Origin of the sequence: Haloarcula sp. KBTZ06 (genome assembly GCF_048595605.1) — an archaeon.
GTDB classification, from domain to species: domain Archaea; phylum Halobacteriota; class Halobacteria; order Halobacteriales; family Haloarculaceae; genus Haloarcula; species Haloarcula hispanica.
This window is the reverse complement of the sequence record NZ_CP184337.1, coordinates 1,312,893-1,327,887: the sequence shown is the minus strand read 5'-3', so window position 1 is coordinate 1,327,887 and position 14,995 is coordinate 1,312,893. Positions and strand designations below refer to the sequence as shown.

Genomic DNA, 14,995 nt, shown 5'->3' with positions numbered 1-14,995 from the left:
AACCGCAGTCGCTTTGGGGATAGCGTCCCCAGATTTCACCAATGAGTACAGCGACGGCGGACGTCTCGAAGCGGCAGGCGTGGGTGATGGCCGCGCGGCCACAGACACTACCTGCCGGGGCCGCGCCGGTCATCGTCGGGATGGGGCTGGCAGTCCACGCCGGCGTCTTCGCTCCATTGCCGGCGGTCGCAGCGCTGGTGGGCGCGCTGCTCATCCAGATAGGTACGAACTTCGCGAACGACTACTACGACGCGGTGAAGGGGGCCGACACCGACGAGCGCGAGGGGTTCACCCGCGTGACGGCTGGCGGTCTCATCGACGCCGACGAAGTCAAACGAGCGATGATCGCGACCTACGGGCTCGCCGTCGTCATCGGTGTTTATCTCGTCGCCGTCGGCGGCCTCCCCATCGTCGTCGTGGGTCTCTCGGGTATCGCCGCCGGGATTCTCTACACCGGCGGTCCGTTCCCCTACGGCTACCGCGGTCTGGGTGATCTGTTCGTGTTCGTCTACTTCGGCCTCGTCGCTGTGACCGGCACGTACTACGTGCAGGCCGTTGCGAGCGAAAGCGGTGTCGGCACGTTCCCGATGACGCTACCGCCGGGGTCGGTCACTGCCGCCGCCATTACAGCGAGTCTCCCGGCGGCCGGCCTGTCGACCGCGATTCTCGTCGTCAACAACATCCGCGACCGGGAGACGGACCGCGCCACGGGCAAGAAGACGCTGGCCGTCTATCTGGGCTACGGGTGGAGCCGCGTCGAGTTCCTCCTGATGGTCGGGATGGCCTACGTCGTCCCGGTCGTGTTCGCCCTCGACAGCCGGTACGGTCTGCCCGCACTGGCCCCGCTGCTGACCCTCCCACTGGCGGCGACTATTTCGAAGACAGTCCTCACACAGACCGACGGCGAGGCACTGAATCCGACACTCGAACGGGTCGGGCAGACGCTCTTTGTCCACTCCGTCCTGTTCGCGCTGGGACTCGCCGTCCCACAGCTACTATGAAGGTCGACCCGTTCTCGCTCCCGCTGTCGAGTCCGCTCGCCACCGCCCGCGAGACCATCAGCCAGCGCTCGGGGTTCGTCGTCCGCTACGACCACCGCGGCGAAACGGGTGTCGGCGAAGCCACGCCGCTTCCGGGCTGGACGGAGTCGGTCGACGACTGCCAGCGCGGGCTCAACGACGCTGCCACGGTTGCAATTGACGGCGGCCACACCGACATTCTCCTGTCGCTGGACGCCGCGTCCGTCCCCGCCGCCCGACACGGCTTTGCGACCGCGCTACTGGACGCCGACGCCAGAGCCGACGGCGTGCCGCTGTACCAGTGGTTCGAGCCCGACAGGCGATGCGACCGGGTCCCGGTCAACGCGACGGTCGGCGACGGGTCACCGGCCGAGACAGCCGACGCCGTCGAGCAGGCGGTCGAGGCCGGCTACGACTGCTGTAAGCTCAAAGTCGGAAAGCACACCGTTGATGAAGATGTCGCGCGCGTTCGGGCCGTCCGTGAGCGCGTGGGCGACGACGTGACGCTTCGCGCCGACGCCAACGGCGCGTGGTCCCGCAAGGAGGCCGCTAACGCCTTCGACCGGCTCGCACCGCTGGACGTGGCCTACGTTGAACAGCCACTCCCGGCCGATGACCTCACGGGACACGCCGGGCTTCGAGGCAACGGGGTCGGCGTTGCGCTCGACGAGTCCCTCGTCGACCGCCGGGTCGACAGCGTCCTCGATGCCGACGCAGCCGACGTGCTGATACTGAAGCCGATGGTGCTGGGCGGCCCCGGCAACGCCCACACGCTGGCACTCCGGGCACGCGAACAGGGTGTCGAGCCGGTCGTCACGACGACCATCGACGCCGTCGTTGCCCGCCTTGCGGCGCTGCACGTCGCCGCCGCGATTCCCGACGTGGCCGCGTGCGGTCTGGCGACCGGCGACCGACTGGCGGCCGACCTCGCGCCGGACCCGACGACAGTAACGGATGGTGCGATGTCGGTCCCCCAGTCGACCGGTCTGGGAATCGATCCGACAGAGGTGGGGACCGATGCGTGACCCCCTCAATTGGCCGACACAGGACCTCGTAACGCACCGCGCCGACACGACACCCGACCGAACGGCGATGGTCGCGGCGGCCTCCGGGAACGCGGTCACCTACCGGAAACTCGATGCTGCCGTCGATGCGGTGGCTGCCGAACTCGACCGGCGGGTCGACGCCCCGGACGCCACCGTCGCGACGCTCCTGCCGACACGGCCGGCAGTCGGGACGCTCCTGTTTGCGGCGATGCGACTGGGGGCGACACTCGCGCCGCTGAACGTCGAACTCGACGCGGCGACGCTCCAAAGCCAGCTCTCGACAGCTGACGCGGACCTGCTGGTCTGTGGAGACGGCACCGCGTCGCTGGCGGCCGACATCGACGGCTGTCCCACCGTTTCGGTCGACAGGGAACTGTCAGCGGCTGCCGTCGCCGACGAGACAGCAGCGGCGGGTTCGGCTGGTGAAACAGCCACCGACGTGACCCCGGCACCCCTCTCCCGCACGGACACCCAGCTGGTCATCTTCACCTCGGGGACGACCAGCGAGCCGAAAGGCGTCCGACTGACCGTCGGCAACCTCGTCGCTAGCGCCGTCGCGTCGTCGTACCGCCTCGGCGTGCTTCCGGATGACCGCTGGCTGGTCTGCTTACCGACCTACCACATGGGCGGGCTGGCTCCGTTCGTCCGAAGCGCGCTGTATGGCACCGCCGTTGTCGTTCAGCGGTCGTTCGACGCCGAAACGACACAGCAGGTCATCGCCGACCGGGCGGTAACGGGCGTCTCGCTGGTGCCGACGATGCTCTCGCGGCTGCTGGACGCTGGCTGGGAACCGCCGTCTTCGCTCCGCTTCGTCCTGCTCGGTGGCGGGCCGGCCAGCGAGAGCCTCATCGAGCGATGTCGGGAGCGGGGCGTTCCTGTCTGTCCGACCTACGGGATGACCGAGACGGCGTCCCAGATAGCGACAGCACGGCCCGAAACAGCATTCGAGCGGTCCGGCACCGTCGGCCAGCCGCTCGTTTTCACTGACGTAACGGTCGTCGCGGACGGCGAACCCTGCGACTCCGGCGAGCGAGGAGAAATCGTCGTCGACGGTCCCACGGTGACATCGGGCTACCTGAACGGCGACGGCGGCGCGTTCGGCGACCACGGCTTCCGGACCGGCGACATCGGTTACCGGGACGCGGACGGCCACCTCTGGGTCGAGGGCCGCGTCGACGACCAGATCGTGACCGGCGGGGAGAACGTCGACGCGAGCACGGTCGCCGCGGCGATTCGTGACCATTCAGCAGTTGCCGAAGCTGCCGTCGTGGGGCTCTCCGACGAGGAATGGGGCCAGCGCGTCGCCGCGCTGGTCGTCGGGGACATCTCGCCCGCGGCGGTTCGCGACCACTGCGCCGAGCGACTCGCGCCGTACGAAGTCCCGAAGACGGTTCGGATTGCCGACGCGCTTCCGCGGACGGCGTCCGGGACTGTCGACCGGTCCGCCGTTCGGTCGCTTCTTTCCGAGGATGACGAACCGAGCGACTCGATCCGGTAGTTCGGGATGCCGAGCCAAGCGGTTTTCTACGTCCGCAGTTTATGCAGTCCCGTGTGTACAATCGTCCTCGCGTGGCAGGTCTTCGACGGCACGCCGGTCGCGGTCGCGGCGAACCGCGACGAGCGGCTTGAAAGGCCATCGCAGCCGCCACAACAGCGCCACTGGGGGAGTCACGTCGTCGCGCCGGCCGACGAGGAGGCCGACGGGACGTGGATCGGCTACAACGAGCAGGGGCTGCTGGCGGCGGTGACGAACCGCTGGGTCGACGCCGACCTGGCCGGCGAGCGCTCGCGCGGGCTCCTCGTCCGGGACACGCTGAGTCACGAGAGCGCGGAGTCCGCTGCCCGCGCTGTCGAGCAAGCGACCAGAGACGCCGAATACTCGGGATTCAACCTTCTGCTGGCAGACGAGAACGCTGCCGTCCTGCTGGAATGGGACGGCCAGCTCGCGGTCCAGAACTTCCAGCCCGGCGTTCACGTCGTTGTCAACGTCGGGGCGGACGGCGACTACCGGATTCCAGCCCACCGACCCGACGCGGGCGAGGAGCAAGCGAACAATGCAACGCGGTTGCGCGAGGCGCTGGTTCCGGAGCCCGGCGAATCCGCCGGCGAATGGATTGACCGGGCAGGCGAAACCATCAGCGACCACGAGTACGGCGTCTGCGTCCACGGTGACGGATTTGGGACGCGGTCGTCGTCGCTCATCACGCTGGGTGCCGACAGGGAGTACCGGTACGCAGATGGGCCACCGTGCCGGACGCCCTACCGCCCGGTCGAAGGTCAGATTTAAGCGGCCGACTCACGGTGTACACAATACATGAGTTCAGCAGCGTCGGAGGCGGACCTTTCTGACGGCGAGCGGGCCGGGCTCGAACTGATTCGTGAGTCCGGTGGCATCCACCAGAGCGACTTCTGGAAGGAACTCGACGTCTCCTCGCGAAAGGGGAGTCGCATCGTCGAGTCCCTGTTCGAGAAGGACCTCATCCAGCGTGAGGAGACGGTGTATGAGGGGCACAACACGTACTACCTGACGCCCGCGGCCCGCGACCTCGACTTCTCGCTTCTGATGGCCGGTGACCAGCTCTCGCCGTTTATCGGCGACGAAGAGGTCGACCCCCACGACGACACCTTCTCGCAGTGGGTCATGACCCTCGCGTACGAGGACTGACCGACGGTTACGCGGCGTGCGTTAGTAGTGCCACGGCACGTCGTCGAAGTCCGGGTCGCGGCCCTCGTTGAACGCGTCCCGCCCCTCCTGGGCCTCGTCGGTCATGTAGGCCAGCCGCGTCGCCTCCCCGGCGAACACCTGCTGACCGACCATCCCATCGGAGTCGAGATTGAATGCGTACTTGAGCATCCGCATCGCCGTCGGTGACTTCTCGTTCATGCGCTCGGCCCACTCTATAGCAGTGTCCTCAAGGTCCTCGTGAGGAACCACGTCGTTGACCATCCCCATGTCGGCGGCTTCGGCGGCGTCGTAGGTCTTGCCGAGGAAGAACACCTCGCGGGCCTTCTTCTGGCCGACCTGTCGCGCGAGATACGCCGAGCCGAAGCCGCCATCGAAGCTCCCCACGTCGGGGTCCGTCTGAAGGAACTTGGCGTGCTCCTCGCTGGCGAGCGTGAGGTCACAGACGACGTGCAGCGAGTGGCCGCCGCCGACGGCCCACCCCGGGACGACGGCGACGACGGGCTTTGGGATGTGGCGGATCTGACGCTGGACTTCGAGAATGTGGAGGCGGCCGACGTTCTCTGGCGCGTCGTCTGCCACGCCGTCGCTCTCATCTGTTTCTTCGGACCCGCTGTACTCGTAGCCACTTTCACCCCGAATGCTCTGGTCCCCGCCGGAACAGAACGCCCAGCCGCCGTCCTTCTCTGAGGGGCCGTTCCCGGTCAGGAGGACACAGCCCACGTCAGTCTGGCGCTTGGCGTGATCCAGTGCCGTCGCGAGTTCGTCGACCGTCTCCGGGCGGAAGGCGTTGCGCTTCCCCGGTCGGTCGAAGGCGATACGCACCGCGCCCGTGTCGGTCGAGCGGTGATAGGTGATGTCGGCGAAGTCGAACCGGTCGATGGCCGTCCACCGCTCCGGGTCGAATATTTCAGAGACCATACCGTGGCTCGGGACGGCCCTCGCAAAAAGATTCCTCGTACGTGCTACCACAGCGGAGGAAACCCTTTGGTGTCGCGCACCTGAACCGACTAGCGATGCCCTCCACATCGAACAAGAAAGCAATGGTGGGGATACTCGCGGGCCTCTCCATCGTTGTTGTCCTGTACAGTCTCATCATCGTCCAGCAGATTCTGCTCGGACTGATCGTGGCTGTGGTCCCATGGCTCCTGTATCTGGTTGTACGGTTCATCCTCACGCTCGAACGAATTGCCACGGCGCTGGAACGACTTGCGACAGCGCGCGCCCGTGAGTCGGAGTCGGCTGGGTCTGGATCCGCTGGAGACTACCAGCGACCGTCCGAGTCGTACGAACGCGGTACGGAGACCGAAGGGGGCGTCGAGAACGAGTGATTGAGTGCGGTAGCTGGCAGCGAACGTCGGTCGCGCGCTTACAGGTGTTACGCCCGGCATGACGGAGACGTTCTACGAGGTACTGGGCGTTTCAACCGACGCCTCGACGGCGGCTATCGAAGCGGCGTACCGGGAGCGGCTGAAGGAAACCCATCCCGACGTGAGCGACGCGGCCGACGCCGGCGAGGCGACACAGCGACTCATCGAAGCCCGGGACGTGCTCACCGACGAGGACGAGCGGGCGCGATACGACCGGGTGGGTCACGACGCCTACGTCGCGGGCGAGAGCGATATAGCGGACGGCGGCGGCAGTGACGCGGCCGAAGCGGCACGGCGCGCGGGCTACGACGGGTCTGCGTCGGCCGGCGACCGGGCCGAAGCGAGCACTGACCGCAGTACATCTCGGACGAGCGCCCGGGAGCGGGCACGCCGCGAACGGGCCGCCAGGGACCGCGTCGCAGAGGACAGACACGAGCGCTCGACGGACGACACCGAGGCGTCGTCGAGCGACGACAAATCGAGCGAAACGACCAGCGAGACGGCGACAGCGTCTGAGTCAGATTCGGGCTGGCAATCCGGAACCACCGCGACCAGTGGCTTCAGCGACAACGCCGGCGGCGGTGCCACCTGGAGTTCGTCGTCCGCGTACTCTGTCCGCCAGACCGACACTCCCTCCCGCGGATCGCTTTTGGAGAAGCCAACCGGCCGGGGGCTGACACTGTTTGCCATTACCTTTGCGCTCTATCCGGTAATGCTGTTCAGCGCGCTGCTCCCGGCGTTCCCGCTGTGGGTCAATCTGACAATCGGGGTCTGCACCCTCTTCATGATCGGCTATCTCCAGTCCGAGCCCACTATCGCGATCATGGTATTCGGGAGCTGGAGCCTGACGACGACGGTGCTGCTGGTCACGCTGAACATCAGCGCGTTCTCGCTCATCGGGGCGCTCGCACTGTCGGGGACGTGGCTCCCGTTCGGACTGTCGCTGTTGACGGCGTCCGTGTTGCGGCTCTGAAAAATCAGTCGCCAGCGAGGGTTTCGGCGACCCGTTCGGCAAGCCGGGCTCTGACCGCGTGGCTGTCGCCCGCGTCGAACTGGACCTCGATGACTTGTGTCCCATCGGCTCGGACCGACTCGCCGAACCGCTCGCGGAACTGCCGGCGGTCGGCCACCCGCTCGAACTCCAGCGAGTAGAGCGCCTCCGTCGGCTCGAAATCGAGCCCGTGTGGCGTTCGGAACTGGTCCTCGAAGGTGGGGTGGTCATCGATTGGGAGCATGTGGAAGATGCCGCCGCCGTCGTTGTTGAGCAAGACGACCGTCGCGTCCACCGCACAGCGACCGAGCGCGAGGAGGCCGTTCATGTCGTGGTAGTACGCCAGGTCGCCGGTGACGAGCACGAGCGGGTCCGCCGTCGCGCTCCCGGCCCCGAGCGCCGTCGAGGTGATGCCGTCGATCCCGCTCGCCCCGCGGTTTCCAAGCACGGTCAGGTCGGCGTCACGGGGCCGGCCAAAGCGGTCCATGTCCCGTATCGGCATACTGTTGGAGACAAACAGCGTGGCCGGGTCCGGGGCCAGCGCGGCCACGTCAGAGAGGACGCCGCCTTCCCAGTAGGTTTCCGCGGCGGTTTCGCTCACGGCGTCCCAGTGGGTCTGTTCCGCCCTGGCGAACTGTTCGCGCCACGACGCCGCAACGCTACCCAGCGACCCTGCCGCGAGCGCATCCGCGGTGGCGTCGGGGTCGGCAACGAGCAGGTCCGTCGCCGTGAACTCGGCCTCCGACCAGCCGCCGGCCGGGTCAACGAGGAACTGCTGGCAGTCGGCGTCCCGGAGGTAGTGACGCAGCGGCTTCGAGGTCGGCGACGCGCCGAAGCGGACGACGGCATCGGGGTCGCTCCACTCGTCGACGCCGTCGCTTCCGAGATAGCCGTCGTAGCCGCCACAGACCGGCACGTCGAGCCGGTCGACGTGGGGGCCGAACCGCAGGTCAGAGAGCGGGTCTGCCAGAACGGGGAAGCCCGTGGCTGTTGCCAGCCGTTCAAGCGACTCTGCGCTGAGTCCCTGGTCGGCCGGCCCAGCGACGATGAGGCCCCGCTCGGCGGACCGAAGCGTGTCCTGTACCCGGCGCACCGTCCGCTCGTCCGGCGCAGCGACGCCCTGGCTCGTCGTGACGAACGGGCCGTCGCGGCCAACCTCGGCCGCGTCGTCGCCGCCCGCCCAGCCAGCGGGAACGCCCGCCGGGTCGTCATCTGGCATCGGCGTCGGCTCCAGCGGCTTCCGGAACCGACAGTTCAGGTGGACCGGCCCCGGGTCGGCGCCGGTGCTCTCTGCGAGCGCGCGGGCCGCGGTGGTCCGCAGCATTCGCACCTTCCGCGGCTCGGCCTCGGGCTCGGGCATATCCCGGTACCAGCGCACGGCGTCGCCGTACAGCTTTTCCTGATCGACGGTCTGGTTCGCTCCGCTGTCGATGAGTTCCGGCGGTCGGTCCGCCGTCAGCAAGAGTAGTGGAACACCTGACTGGTTCGCTTCGATGACCGCCGGGTGGTAGTTCGCCGCGGCAGTGCCGGAGGTACAGACCAGCGGCGTCGGCTCACCCGTCCGGCGGGCGCGACCCAGCGCGAAGAAGGCCGCCGAGCGCTCGTCGAGGTGGGAGAACACTTCGATGTCGGGGTGCTCGGCGAATGCCACCGTCAGCGGCGTCGAGCGACTGCCGGGCGAGAGACACACCGCGTCGACGCCACCCGCGGCGAGTTCGGAAACGAGCGTCTCCGCCCACAGCGTGTTGACGTTCGGGGCGGTCATTCTAGTTCGTCGAGTATCGGCCGGTATTTGAGCTGGACCTCGTCCCACTCGCGGTCGGGGTCGCTGTCCGCGACGATGCCCGCGCCTGCAAAGAGCGTCGCCTCGCGCTCCGTGGCGACGGCCGAGCGGATGCCGACGGCGAAGGTGCCGTTGCCGGCGGCGTCGACCCAACCGACCGGGGCAGCGTACCAGCCCCGATCGAACGCCTCTGTCTCGCGGATAGTCCGCAGCGCCGCGTCCGGGGGCAGTCCGCCCACGGCTGGCGTCGGGTGGAGCGCCTCGACGAGCGAGAGGACGTGCTCGTCGTCGTCCAGTTCAGCTGTTATCGATGTTCGAAGGTGCTGAACCGTGGCGAGTCGGCGAACGGTCCGGTCGCCGATGCGGACCGTCGAAGCGAACGGTTCCAGTTGGTCCCGTATCGCGTCGGCGACGAGCTTCTGCTCGTGGCGGTCCTTCTCGCTGTCGAGGAGTTCCGCGGCGAGCCATTCGTCCTCAGCGGGCGTGTCGCCCCGCCCCGTCGAGCCAGCGAGGGCCTCCGTGCGGACGGTTCGCCCGCGGACCGACACCAGCCGCTCCGGCGTAGCCCCGAAGAAGGTGCCGCCGGCGTCGGGCGACAACATGAACCGGTAGCAGTCCGGGTACGTCTTCGACAACCGGGCCATCACGTCCGGGACCGATAGCTCCGCGTCCAGTGTGGCGCTGAGACTCTGGGCGAGCACGACCTTTTGGAGCTCGCCCCGGTCGATACTCTCTGTGGCGGCCGCCACCTGCTCGCGCCAGCCGTCCTGTGTTGGCGTGCGCTTCCGGTGTGAGATTCCCGGCGGTGTACCCGGATTGCGCTCGGAGTCTGCGACCAGTCGGTCGCGCCATTCCTCCAGTAGCGCCTCCGCCTCGGTCGCGGCCTCAGGTCCTGTCGCGACCGTTGTGAGCCAGGCATCGTCGTCCCTTCTGGTTACCTGTATTTCGGGGAGGAAAAACGCCGCACTGGGGAACCCATCCCAGGGAGAGTCCTCTCCTTCATGCGTTCCGTTGTGGAAAGCGAACCCGCCGAACGCTCGCGGTCGAGCGACGCTCGGGAGGTCGTCGGGAACTGAGCAGTCAGCGAACAGCGCTTCGACCGCTGTCCGCACGTCGTCGAACCGCGACTGCCCGTCGGCAGTCACAGTCGCCGCGCTCCCGCGGGCCGCGATTGACTCTGTACCGGCCGCCCAGAAGAACCGGGGGCGAGCGTCCGTTTCCAGTACCGCCCGCACCGGTGCATCGTCGAGGCGACACCCGCGTGCGACGACCGTTGTCTCACCAACCGTCGTCTCGTCACCACGCAGTGGTTCCATCAGCAATGCCTTAGGATTGCGTACCTTTGAGCCTAACTATACGCTCGATTCTGCGTAGTCGGAATCAATCGGACGGACACGGTGGAACTGTCGATTTCACGCCGTTCTGGCCCGCCACGTACTCTGCCGGCTATTGGTTCAGATTCGCGGAAATTAATCTCCGAGTTTACGAATTTCCTATCACGGTTCTACAATTGTAATTCTGCAATCTGCGAACACACCCCCGTCAGGTTTAAATAGGGCATAGTCGAAGCCCCCTATGTTGCGATGCCTAAGGTAGAGATCAATATCCCGGAACACCTGGAGATGCAGATCGCGCAGCTCGTCGAGAAAGGCGAGTTCCTCAACCGCGAGGAAGCCATCGAGGACCTCCTGTCGACCGGGCTCAAGGCGTACAAAACCTCCGGACCACAGGACGAAGACGAGGAGCCAGGGTTCGAAGAAGACGGCATGATGGGCCACGACGACGAGTACGTCTTCTGAAAATACGGGCGTGAGCGTCTGGTATCCCTTCTCAAGCAATTCTTATGGACGTGCCACCGCATACTGTAGCTATGCACAAAGACGAGCTTCTCGAGCTACACGAGCAGATGGTGACGATCATGGAGTACTTCCGCGACGACATGGACTCGGTCGATCCGGACCTGTTCGACGCGTATCAGGAACTCGACGTGCGGCCATCGGACGTACACAAGTCAAAAAGCGAGCACAAACACGCCGTGTTCGTGCTCGGGAACTCCCTGGCGACGGCGATGAGCGAAGACGAGTTCTCGGACGCGGGCCGGGTCAGCAAGCGGATGAAGGAACTGGCCGAGGACGCCGAGCGGAAACTGTAAGTACGACGCTATCGAGTCGCAGTCTCTCTCGTCTTTATTTCGGCTGTCTTCTCCCGCTTGGCTACGATTGCTCCCCGTCGAGTTCGGTGAACAGCTCCGGGTCCGTCTTGAATTTCAGGACGTTGTGGACGACTGAGTTCCGGATGTTCTGAATCACGTCGCCGTGGTCCTTGTAGAAGTCGTGTATCCAGCGGGATTCGGCCGTCCGACTCGGGAACATCATCACTGACTTCCACTGATACTCGCCGTCGGAGAGGAAGTAAAACAGCGTGTGCCGGTCGTCCCGGATAGCGACCATCGCGTCGTGCCAGGAGTCGGCGAAATGCTCGGGGTTGAACTTGAACTCGAACAGCGCGAAATTGAACAGTTCCTCGTTCGGGACGATTGTCTCCCGGAAGACGCCCGCGGCGCGCATCTCCCGGATCGATTCGCTGACCGTTACATGGGACACGTCGATGCCGTATTCGGACTCCAGCAAGTCCGCAAGCTCGCGGGACGACCGCTGTGGGTCCGCCGAGAGTTCGCGCAGAATGTACATGTCCCGCTCGCTGAACTCCCAGTCCGGGGGGTCGTCGGTCATGCTACAGTCGCCCTCCACTTGTGGGAGAAAGAGCGGGTAGTCGTGTTTCCGGTCGATGCTCGGTCCGGTGTGAGATGGATCGTAGCTGGCATCTGTCTCTCCGGTGGTGGCTGGGTGGACCAGTCCTGACGCTGGTCACAGTAATCAGTTTACTGACCCGTGAACTCCGGGTCACGTTTCTCGACGAACGCGGTTGCGCCCTCCTCGTGGTCGTCGGTCGTGAAAGCGACGCCCTGTGCGGTGGCTTCGTTTTCGAGTGCCTGTTCCAGCGAACTGTCCAGACTCCGGTTGACCAGCCGCTTGGCGTGGCCGAGCGCGACCGTCGGTCCAGCGGCGATGTCGGCGACGAGTTCCGAAAACTCCGATTCGAACGTCTCCGCGTCGAACACCCGGGTGAACAGCCCGAGTTCCCCGGCCGCCTCGGCGTCCAGCAGTTCGCCGGTGAACAGCAGTTCCTTGGCCTTGTTCGGGCCGACGATTCGCGGAAGGAAATAGGAGACGCCGGAGTCACTCGCCAGTCCGACCTGGCGGAAGCCGAAGCCGATCTGGCCGGCAGTGCTCGCAACCTGTATATCACAGGCCAGCGCGAGTCCCGCACCGGCACCGAAGGCGGGGCCGTCGATTTTCGCGACGACCGGGAGGGGACAGCTGTGGACGGTCCGGATCGCTTCGTGGAGTGACGAGACCACCAGCTCGACCTGTGTGGCCGGCGGTCGGTCGTGCTTCACTCCCTGTAGCATTGCATTGATGTCCCCGCCGGCACAGAACGCCGGGCCCGCGCCCTCCAGCACGACACACCGGGCGTCGCTGTCGGCCACCGATTCGAACTGGGCAGTGAGTGCTTCGGCCAACTCCGCCGACAGAGCGTTTCGCGACTCCGGCTGGTTCAGCGTCACTGTGGCAATCCCGTCGTCGACAGACAGCGTCACTGTCGCATCTTCCATGTGGTGGCTCTCGACCGGCGGAAAGATAACAGTGGTGTCCGTCAGCGCCTGCCAGACCAACATCGTTGGGCAGTACCTTTTGCCCGGGCTAGTCCGTGTACTAGGTATGCGCCTGCACTGGCATCGCCGTGACCTCCGGGCGACGGACAACGCCGGCCTCGCCGCGGCGACCCCGTCCGACCCCGTTGTCCCGGTGTTCGTCTTCGACAGGGCCGTTCTCGACCACGCCGGCCCGCCCCGGGTCGCGTTCATGCTGGACGCTCTCGACAGCTTGCGCGAGTGGTACCGCGACCGCGGCAGTGACCTCGTCGTCGCCCGCGGGGATCCGACCGCCGTCATCCCGGACCTGGCGGTCGAATACGGCGTCGACACGGTCACCTGGGGCAAAGACTACTCCGCGCTCGCTCGGGAGCGCGACGCAGTGGTCCGGCAAGCGCTCGACGACGCGGACGTTGCTCGCGAAGCGGTCCAGAACGCTGTGTTGCACGAACCGGGCGAGATAACGACGAACGACGGCGACCCCTACAGCGTCTTCACCTACTTCGGCCGGAAGTGGCACGACCGAGAGAAAGCGACTCCCTACGAACCCCCGTCAGCCGACGAACTGGCTGATGTCGACGGCGACGCGCTCCCGACGCTGGCCGACCTCGGCTTCGATGAGCCAGAGGCGGACGTGCCCGCAGCGGGGACCGACGAAGCACGCGCCCTGCTCGATGATTTCCTCGTAGAGAACGTCTACGAGTACGAGGAGCGCCGGGACTTCCCGGCCGACGAGTGCACCTCGCGGCTCTCGGCTCATCTGAAGTTCGGGACCATCGGCATCCGCGAAGTGTACGACCGCACCGAGGACGCCAAAGAGGGGACTGGCGGTGACCGCCGCGAGTCCGTCCGGGAGTTCCAGTCCCAGCTAGCCTGGCGGGAGTTCTACACACAGGTGCTGTTTGCCCATCCGCACGTCGTCAGCTCGAACTACAAGTCCTACGAGAACCCTATCGAGTGGGAAAACGACGAGGAGCTGTTGCAGGCCTGGAAGGACGGTGAGACGGGCTATCCCATCGTCGACGCCGGAATGAGACAGCTCCGCGAGGAGGCGTACATGCACAACCGCGTCCGGATGATCGTCGCCTCCTTCCTCACGAAGGACCTGCTCGTCGACTGGCGACACGGCTACGAGTGGTTCCGGGAGAAACTGGTCGACCACGACACGGCCAACGACAACGGCGGCTGGCAGTGGGCGGCCTCTACTGGGACCGACGCTCAGCCCTACTTCCGCATCTTCAATCCGATGACGCAGGGCGAAGACTACGACCCGGACGCCGAGTACATCAAGGAGTACGTCCCGGAACTGCGGGATGCCGCGCCAGAAGTTATCCACGACTGGAACGACTGCTCGCTCACGCAGCGGCGCAATGCCGCGCCGGAGTATCCGGACCCGGTTGTCAAGCACAGCGACCGTCGCGAGCAGGCGCTGGCGATGTTCGAGCGGGCCAGGGGTGACGACTAGGATGGGAACATTCTGCTGTGCTGGACTCTTCTGAACACTTACACCAGCGCCGGAGCCGAGATGTGGCAGTGCAACAACGGACAGTTACGGTCCCGTCCCGCTGTCCTTGTAGAGTGATACCAAATGCCTCCTAAACGTTTAACAGGCAGCCGCGCGACACGTATTGATGGAGGCGTTTTCATATGCCCGAACATTCCAATCCCGAACTGCCACCGCTCCCGTACGACTACGACGCGCTGGAGCCACACATCTCCGAGCAGGTGCTCACCTGGCACCACGACACCCATCACCAGGGGTACGTAAACGGCCTCGAATCGGCCGAGGAGACACTCGCCGAGAACCGCGAATCCGGTGACTTCGGTTCGAGCGCGGCCGCGATGGGCAACGTCACCCACAACGGCTGTGGACACTATCTCCACACGCTGTTCTGGGAGAACATGGATCCCAACGGCGGCGGCGAGCCGGAAGGCGAACTCCTCGACCGCATCGAGGAGGACTTCGGGTCCTACGAAGGCTGGAAGGGCGAGTTCGAAGCCGCCGCATCAGCCGCCGGCGGCTGGGCGCTGCTCGTGTACGACCCCGTTGCCAAGCAACTGCGCAACGTGCCGGTCGACAAACACGACCAGGGCGCGCTCTGGGGCTCCCATCCAATCCTCGCGCTCGACGTCTGGGAGCACTCCTACTACTACGACTACGGCCCCGCTCGCGGCGACTTCATCGACGCCTTCTTCGAGGTTGTCGACTGGGACAAGGCCGCTGAAGAGTACGACAAGGTCGTCGGCCGCGTCGAATAAGGGGCGACACTCGACGTTTTTTCGCGGATGTGTTGAGAGTCCGAGTGACGTCTGTGCCGATAGCGGTTTCTCCGGCGTTAATATCTAACGCCGCCGACAAAAAATATCGGCGTGACTGGAGCAGACTAC

The 14,995-nt window shown here is 65.9% G+C and carries 16 protein-coding genes; 11 read left to right on the top strand and 5 right to left on the bottom strand.

Annotated elements, in window-relative coordinates; genetic code table 11:
* Window positions 1–41 precede the first annotated feature (41 nt).
* The 5 genes from ACNO8S_RS06985 to ACNO8S_RS06965 are packed head-to-tail and all read left to right on the top strand — an operon-like array spanning window position 42 to window position 4,730.
* Window positions 42–1,001: a 1,4-dihydroxy-2-naphthoate polyprenyltransferase gene (locus ACNO8S_RS06985; protein ID WP_151103373.1), complete on the top strand. Its 960-nt coding sequence runs from the start codon at window positions 42–44 to the stop codon at window positions 999–1,001.
* A complete protein-coding gene (locus ACNO8S_RS06980; protein ID WP_129755764.1) occupies window positions 998–2,044 on the top strand; it encodes a mandelate racemase/muconate lactonizing enzyme family protein in 1,047 nt (348 codons plus the stop codon). The genes ACNO8S_RS06985 and ACNO8S_RS06980 overlap by 4 nt, the downstream gene beginning before the upstream one ends.
* Window positions 2,037–3,563: an AMP-binding protein gene (locus ACNO8S_RS06975; protein WP_420182709.1), complete on the top strand. Its 1,527-nt coding sequence runs from the start codon at window positions 2,037–2,039 to the stop codon at window positions 3,561–3,563. The genes ACNO8S_RS06980 and ACNO8S_RS06975 overlap by 8 nt, the downstream gene beginning before the upstream one ends.
* A gap of 51 nt (window positions 3,564–3,614) precedes the next feature.
* The gene (locus tag ACNO8S_RS06970; protein ID WP_420182708.1) at window positions 3,615–4,352 is read left to right on the top strand and encodes an NRDE family protein; all 738 of its coding nucleotides are present in this window, start codon (window positions 3,615–3,617) and stop codon (window positions 4,350–4,352) included.
* A 27-nt stretch (window positions 4,353–4,379) separates the two neighbouring features.
* A complete protein-coding gene (locus ACNO8S_RS06965; protein ID WP_004517952.1) occupies window positions 4,380–4,730 on the top strand; it encodes a helix-turn-helix transcriptional regulator in 351 nt (116 codons plus the stop codon).
* Window positions 4,731–4,751: 21 nt separating this feature from the next.
* Here the strand turns inward: ACNO8S_RS06965 and ACNO8S_RS06960 are convergent, their stop codons facing one another.
* Entirely contained in the window at window positions 4,752–5,669 is a 918-nt protein-coding gene (locus tag ACNO8S_RS06960; protein ID WP_420182707.1) for a 1,4-dihydroxy-2-naphthoyl-CoA synthase, read from the bottom strand.
* Between the two features lie 95 nt (window positions 5,670–5,764).
* Between ACNO8S_RS06960 and ACNO8S_RS06955 the strand changes: the two genes are divergently transcribed.
* Window positions 5,765–6,079, top strand: a complete 315-nt coding sequence (locus tag ACNO8S_RS06955; protein ID WP_044951827.1) for a hypothetical protein — start codon at window positions 5,765–5,767, stop codon at window positions 6,077–6,079.
* 58 nt (window positions 6,080–6,137) lie between these two features.
* Entirely contained in the window at window positions 6,138–7,091 is a 954-nt protein-coding gene (locus ACNO8S_RS06950; protein ID WP_064288033.1) for a J domain-containing protein, read from the top strand.
* A 4-nt stretch (window positions 7,092–7,095) separates the two neighbouring features.
* Here ACNO8S_RS06950 and menD read toward each other — a convergent pair whose 3' ends face one another.
* Together menD and ACNO8S_RS06940 are read right to left on the bottom strand one after the other, a co-directional pair.
* On the bottom strand, window positions 7,096–8,874 hold the full coding sequence (gene menD / locus ACNO8S_RS06945) for a 2-succinyl-5-enolpyruvyl-6-hydroxy-3-cyclohexene-1-carboxylic-acid synthase (protein ID WP_420182706.1): 1,779 nt from the start codon (window positions 8,872–8,874) through the stop codon (window positions 7,096–7,098).
* The gene (locus tag ACNO8S_RS06940; protein ID WP_420182705.1) at window positions 8,871–10,208 is read right to left on the bottom strand and encodes an isochorismate synthase; all 1,338 of its coding nucleotides are present in this window, start codon (window positions 10,206–10,208) and stop codon (window positions 8,871–8,873) included. The genes menD and ACNO8S_RS06940 overlap by 4 nt, the downstream gene beginning before the upstream one ends.
* Before the next feature lie 267 nt (window positions 10,209–10,475).
* Here ACNO8S_RS06940 and ACNO8S_RS06935 point away from each other — a divergent pair, with 267 nt between their 5' ends.
* Both ACNO8S_RS06935 and ACNO8S_RS06930 read left to right on the top strand, forming a co-directional pair.
* A complete protein-coding gene (locus ACNO8S_RS06935; RefSeq protein WP_004517946.1) occupies window positions 10,476–10,691 on the top strand; it encodes a ribbon-helix-helix domain-containing protein in 216 nt (71 codons plus the stop codon).
* A 71-nt stretch (window positions 10,692–10,762) separates the two neighbouring features.
* Window positions 10,763–11,044 (top strand): UPF0058 family protein, encoded by a 282-nt coding sequence (locus ACNO8S_RS06930; RefSeq protein ID WP_004517945.1) that lies wholly within the window; start codon window positions 10,763–10,765, stop codon window positions 11,042–11,044.
* 61 nt (window positions 11,045–11,105) lie between these two features.
* On the opposite strand, the gene ACNO8S_RS06925 is transcribed toward ACNO8S_RS06930, so the two are convergent.
* Both ACNO8S_RS06925 and ACNO8S_RS06920 read right to left on the bottom strand, forming a co-directional pair.
* A complete protein-coding gene (locus ACNO8S_RS06925) occupies window positions 11,106–11,624 on the bottom strand; it encodes an Lrp/AsnC family transcriptional regulator (protein ID WP_151103367.1) in 519 nt (172 codons plus the stop codon).
* Between the two features lie 149 nt (window positions 11,625–11,773).
* Complete coding sequence (locus ACNO8S_RS06920) at window positions 11,774–12,631, bottom strand: enoyl-CoA hydratase/isomerase family protein (RefSeq protein WP_420182704.1); 858 nt, start codon at window positions 12,629–12,631, stop codon at window positions 11,774–11,776.
* 43 nt (window positions 12,632–12,674) lie between these two features.
* Between ACNO8S_RS06920 and ACNO8S_RS06915 the strand changes: the two genes are divergently transcribed.
* Together ACNO8S_RS06915 and sod are read left to right on the top strand one after the other, a co-directional pair.
* Window positions 12,675–14,072, top strand: a complete 1,398-nt coding sequence (locus ACNO8S_RS06915) for a cryptochrome/photolyase family protein (protein WP_420182703.1) — start codon at window positions 12,675–12,677, stop codon at window positions 14,070–14,072.
* A 182-nt stretch (window positions 14,073–14,254) separates the two neighbouring features.
* On the top strand, window positions 14,255–14,866 hold the full coding sequence (gene sod, locus ACNO8S_RS06910; RefSeq protein WP_008309249.1) for a superoxide dismutase: 612 nt from the start codon (window positions 14,255–14,257) through the stop codon (window positions 14,864–14,866).
* Window positions 14,867–14,995 lie beyond the last annotated feature (129 nt).

Coding starts and splice junctions, on each gene's coding strand:
- ACNO8S_RS06955 (WP_044951827.1), top strand. CDS start 5,765: ATGCCCTCCACATCGAACAAGAAAGCAATGGTGGGGATACTCGCGGGC.
- ACNO8S_RS06985 (WP_151103373.1), top strand. CDS start 42: ATGAGTACAGCGACGGCGGACGTCTCGAAGCGGCAGGCGTGGGTGATG.
- ACNO8S_RS06915 (WP_420182703.1), top strand. CDS start 12,675: ATGCGCCTGCACTGGCATCGCCGTGACCTCCGGGCGACGGACAACGCC.
- menD (WP_420182706.1), bottom strand. CDS start 8,874: ATGACCGCCCCGAACGTCAACACGCTGTGGGCGGAGACGCTCGTTTCC.
- ACNO8S_RS06940 (WP_420182705.1), bottom strand. CDS start 10,208: ATGGAACCACTGCGTGGTGACGAGACGACGGTTGGTGAGACAACGGTC.
- ACNO8S_RS06980 (WP_129755764.1), top strand. CDS start 998: ATGAAGGTCGACCCGTTCTCGCTCCCGCTGTCGAGTCCGCTCGCCACC.
- ACNO8S_RS06960 (WP_420182707.1), bottom strand. CDS start 5,669: ATGGTCTCTGAAATATTCGACCCGGAGCGGTGGACGGCCATCGACCGG.
- ACNO8S_RS06920 (WP_420182704.1), bottom strand. CDS start 12,631: ATGTTGGTCTGGCAGGCGCTGACGGACACCACTGTTATCTTTCCGCCG.
- ACNO8S_RS06950 (WP_064288033.1), top strand. CDS start 6,138: ATGACGGAGACGTTCTACGAGGTACTGGGCGTTTCAACCGACGCCTCG.
- ACNO8S_RS06975 (WP_420182709.1), top strand. CDS start 2,037: ATGCGTGACCCCCTCAATTGGCCGACACAGGACCTCGTAACGCACCGC.
- ACNO8S_RS06925 (WP_151103367.1), bottom strand. CDS start 11,624: ATGACCGACGACCCCCCGGACTGGGAGTTCAGCGAGCGGGACATGTAC.
- ACNO8S_RS06930 (WP_004517945.1), top strand. CDS start 10,763: ATGCACAAAGACGAGCTTCTCGAGCTACACGAGCAGATGGTGACGATC.
- ACNO8S_RS06965 (WP_004517952.1), top strand. CDS start 4,380: ATGAGTTCAGCAGCGTCGGAGGCGGACCTTTCTGACGGCGAGCGGGCC.
- ACNO8S_RS06935 (WP_004517946.1), top strand. CDS start 10,476: ATGCCTAAGGTAGAGATCAATATCCCGGAACACCTGGAGATGCAGATC.
- sod (WP_008309249.1), top strand. CDS start 14,255: ATGCCCGAACATTCCAATCCCGAACTGCCACCGCTCCCGTACGACTAC.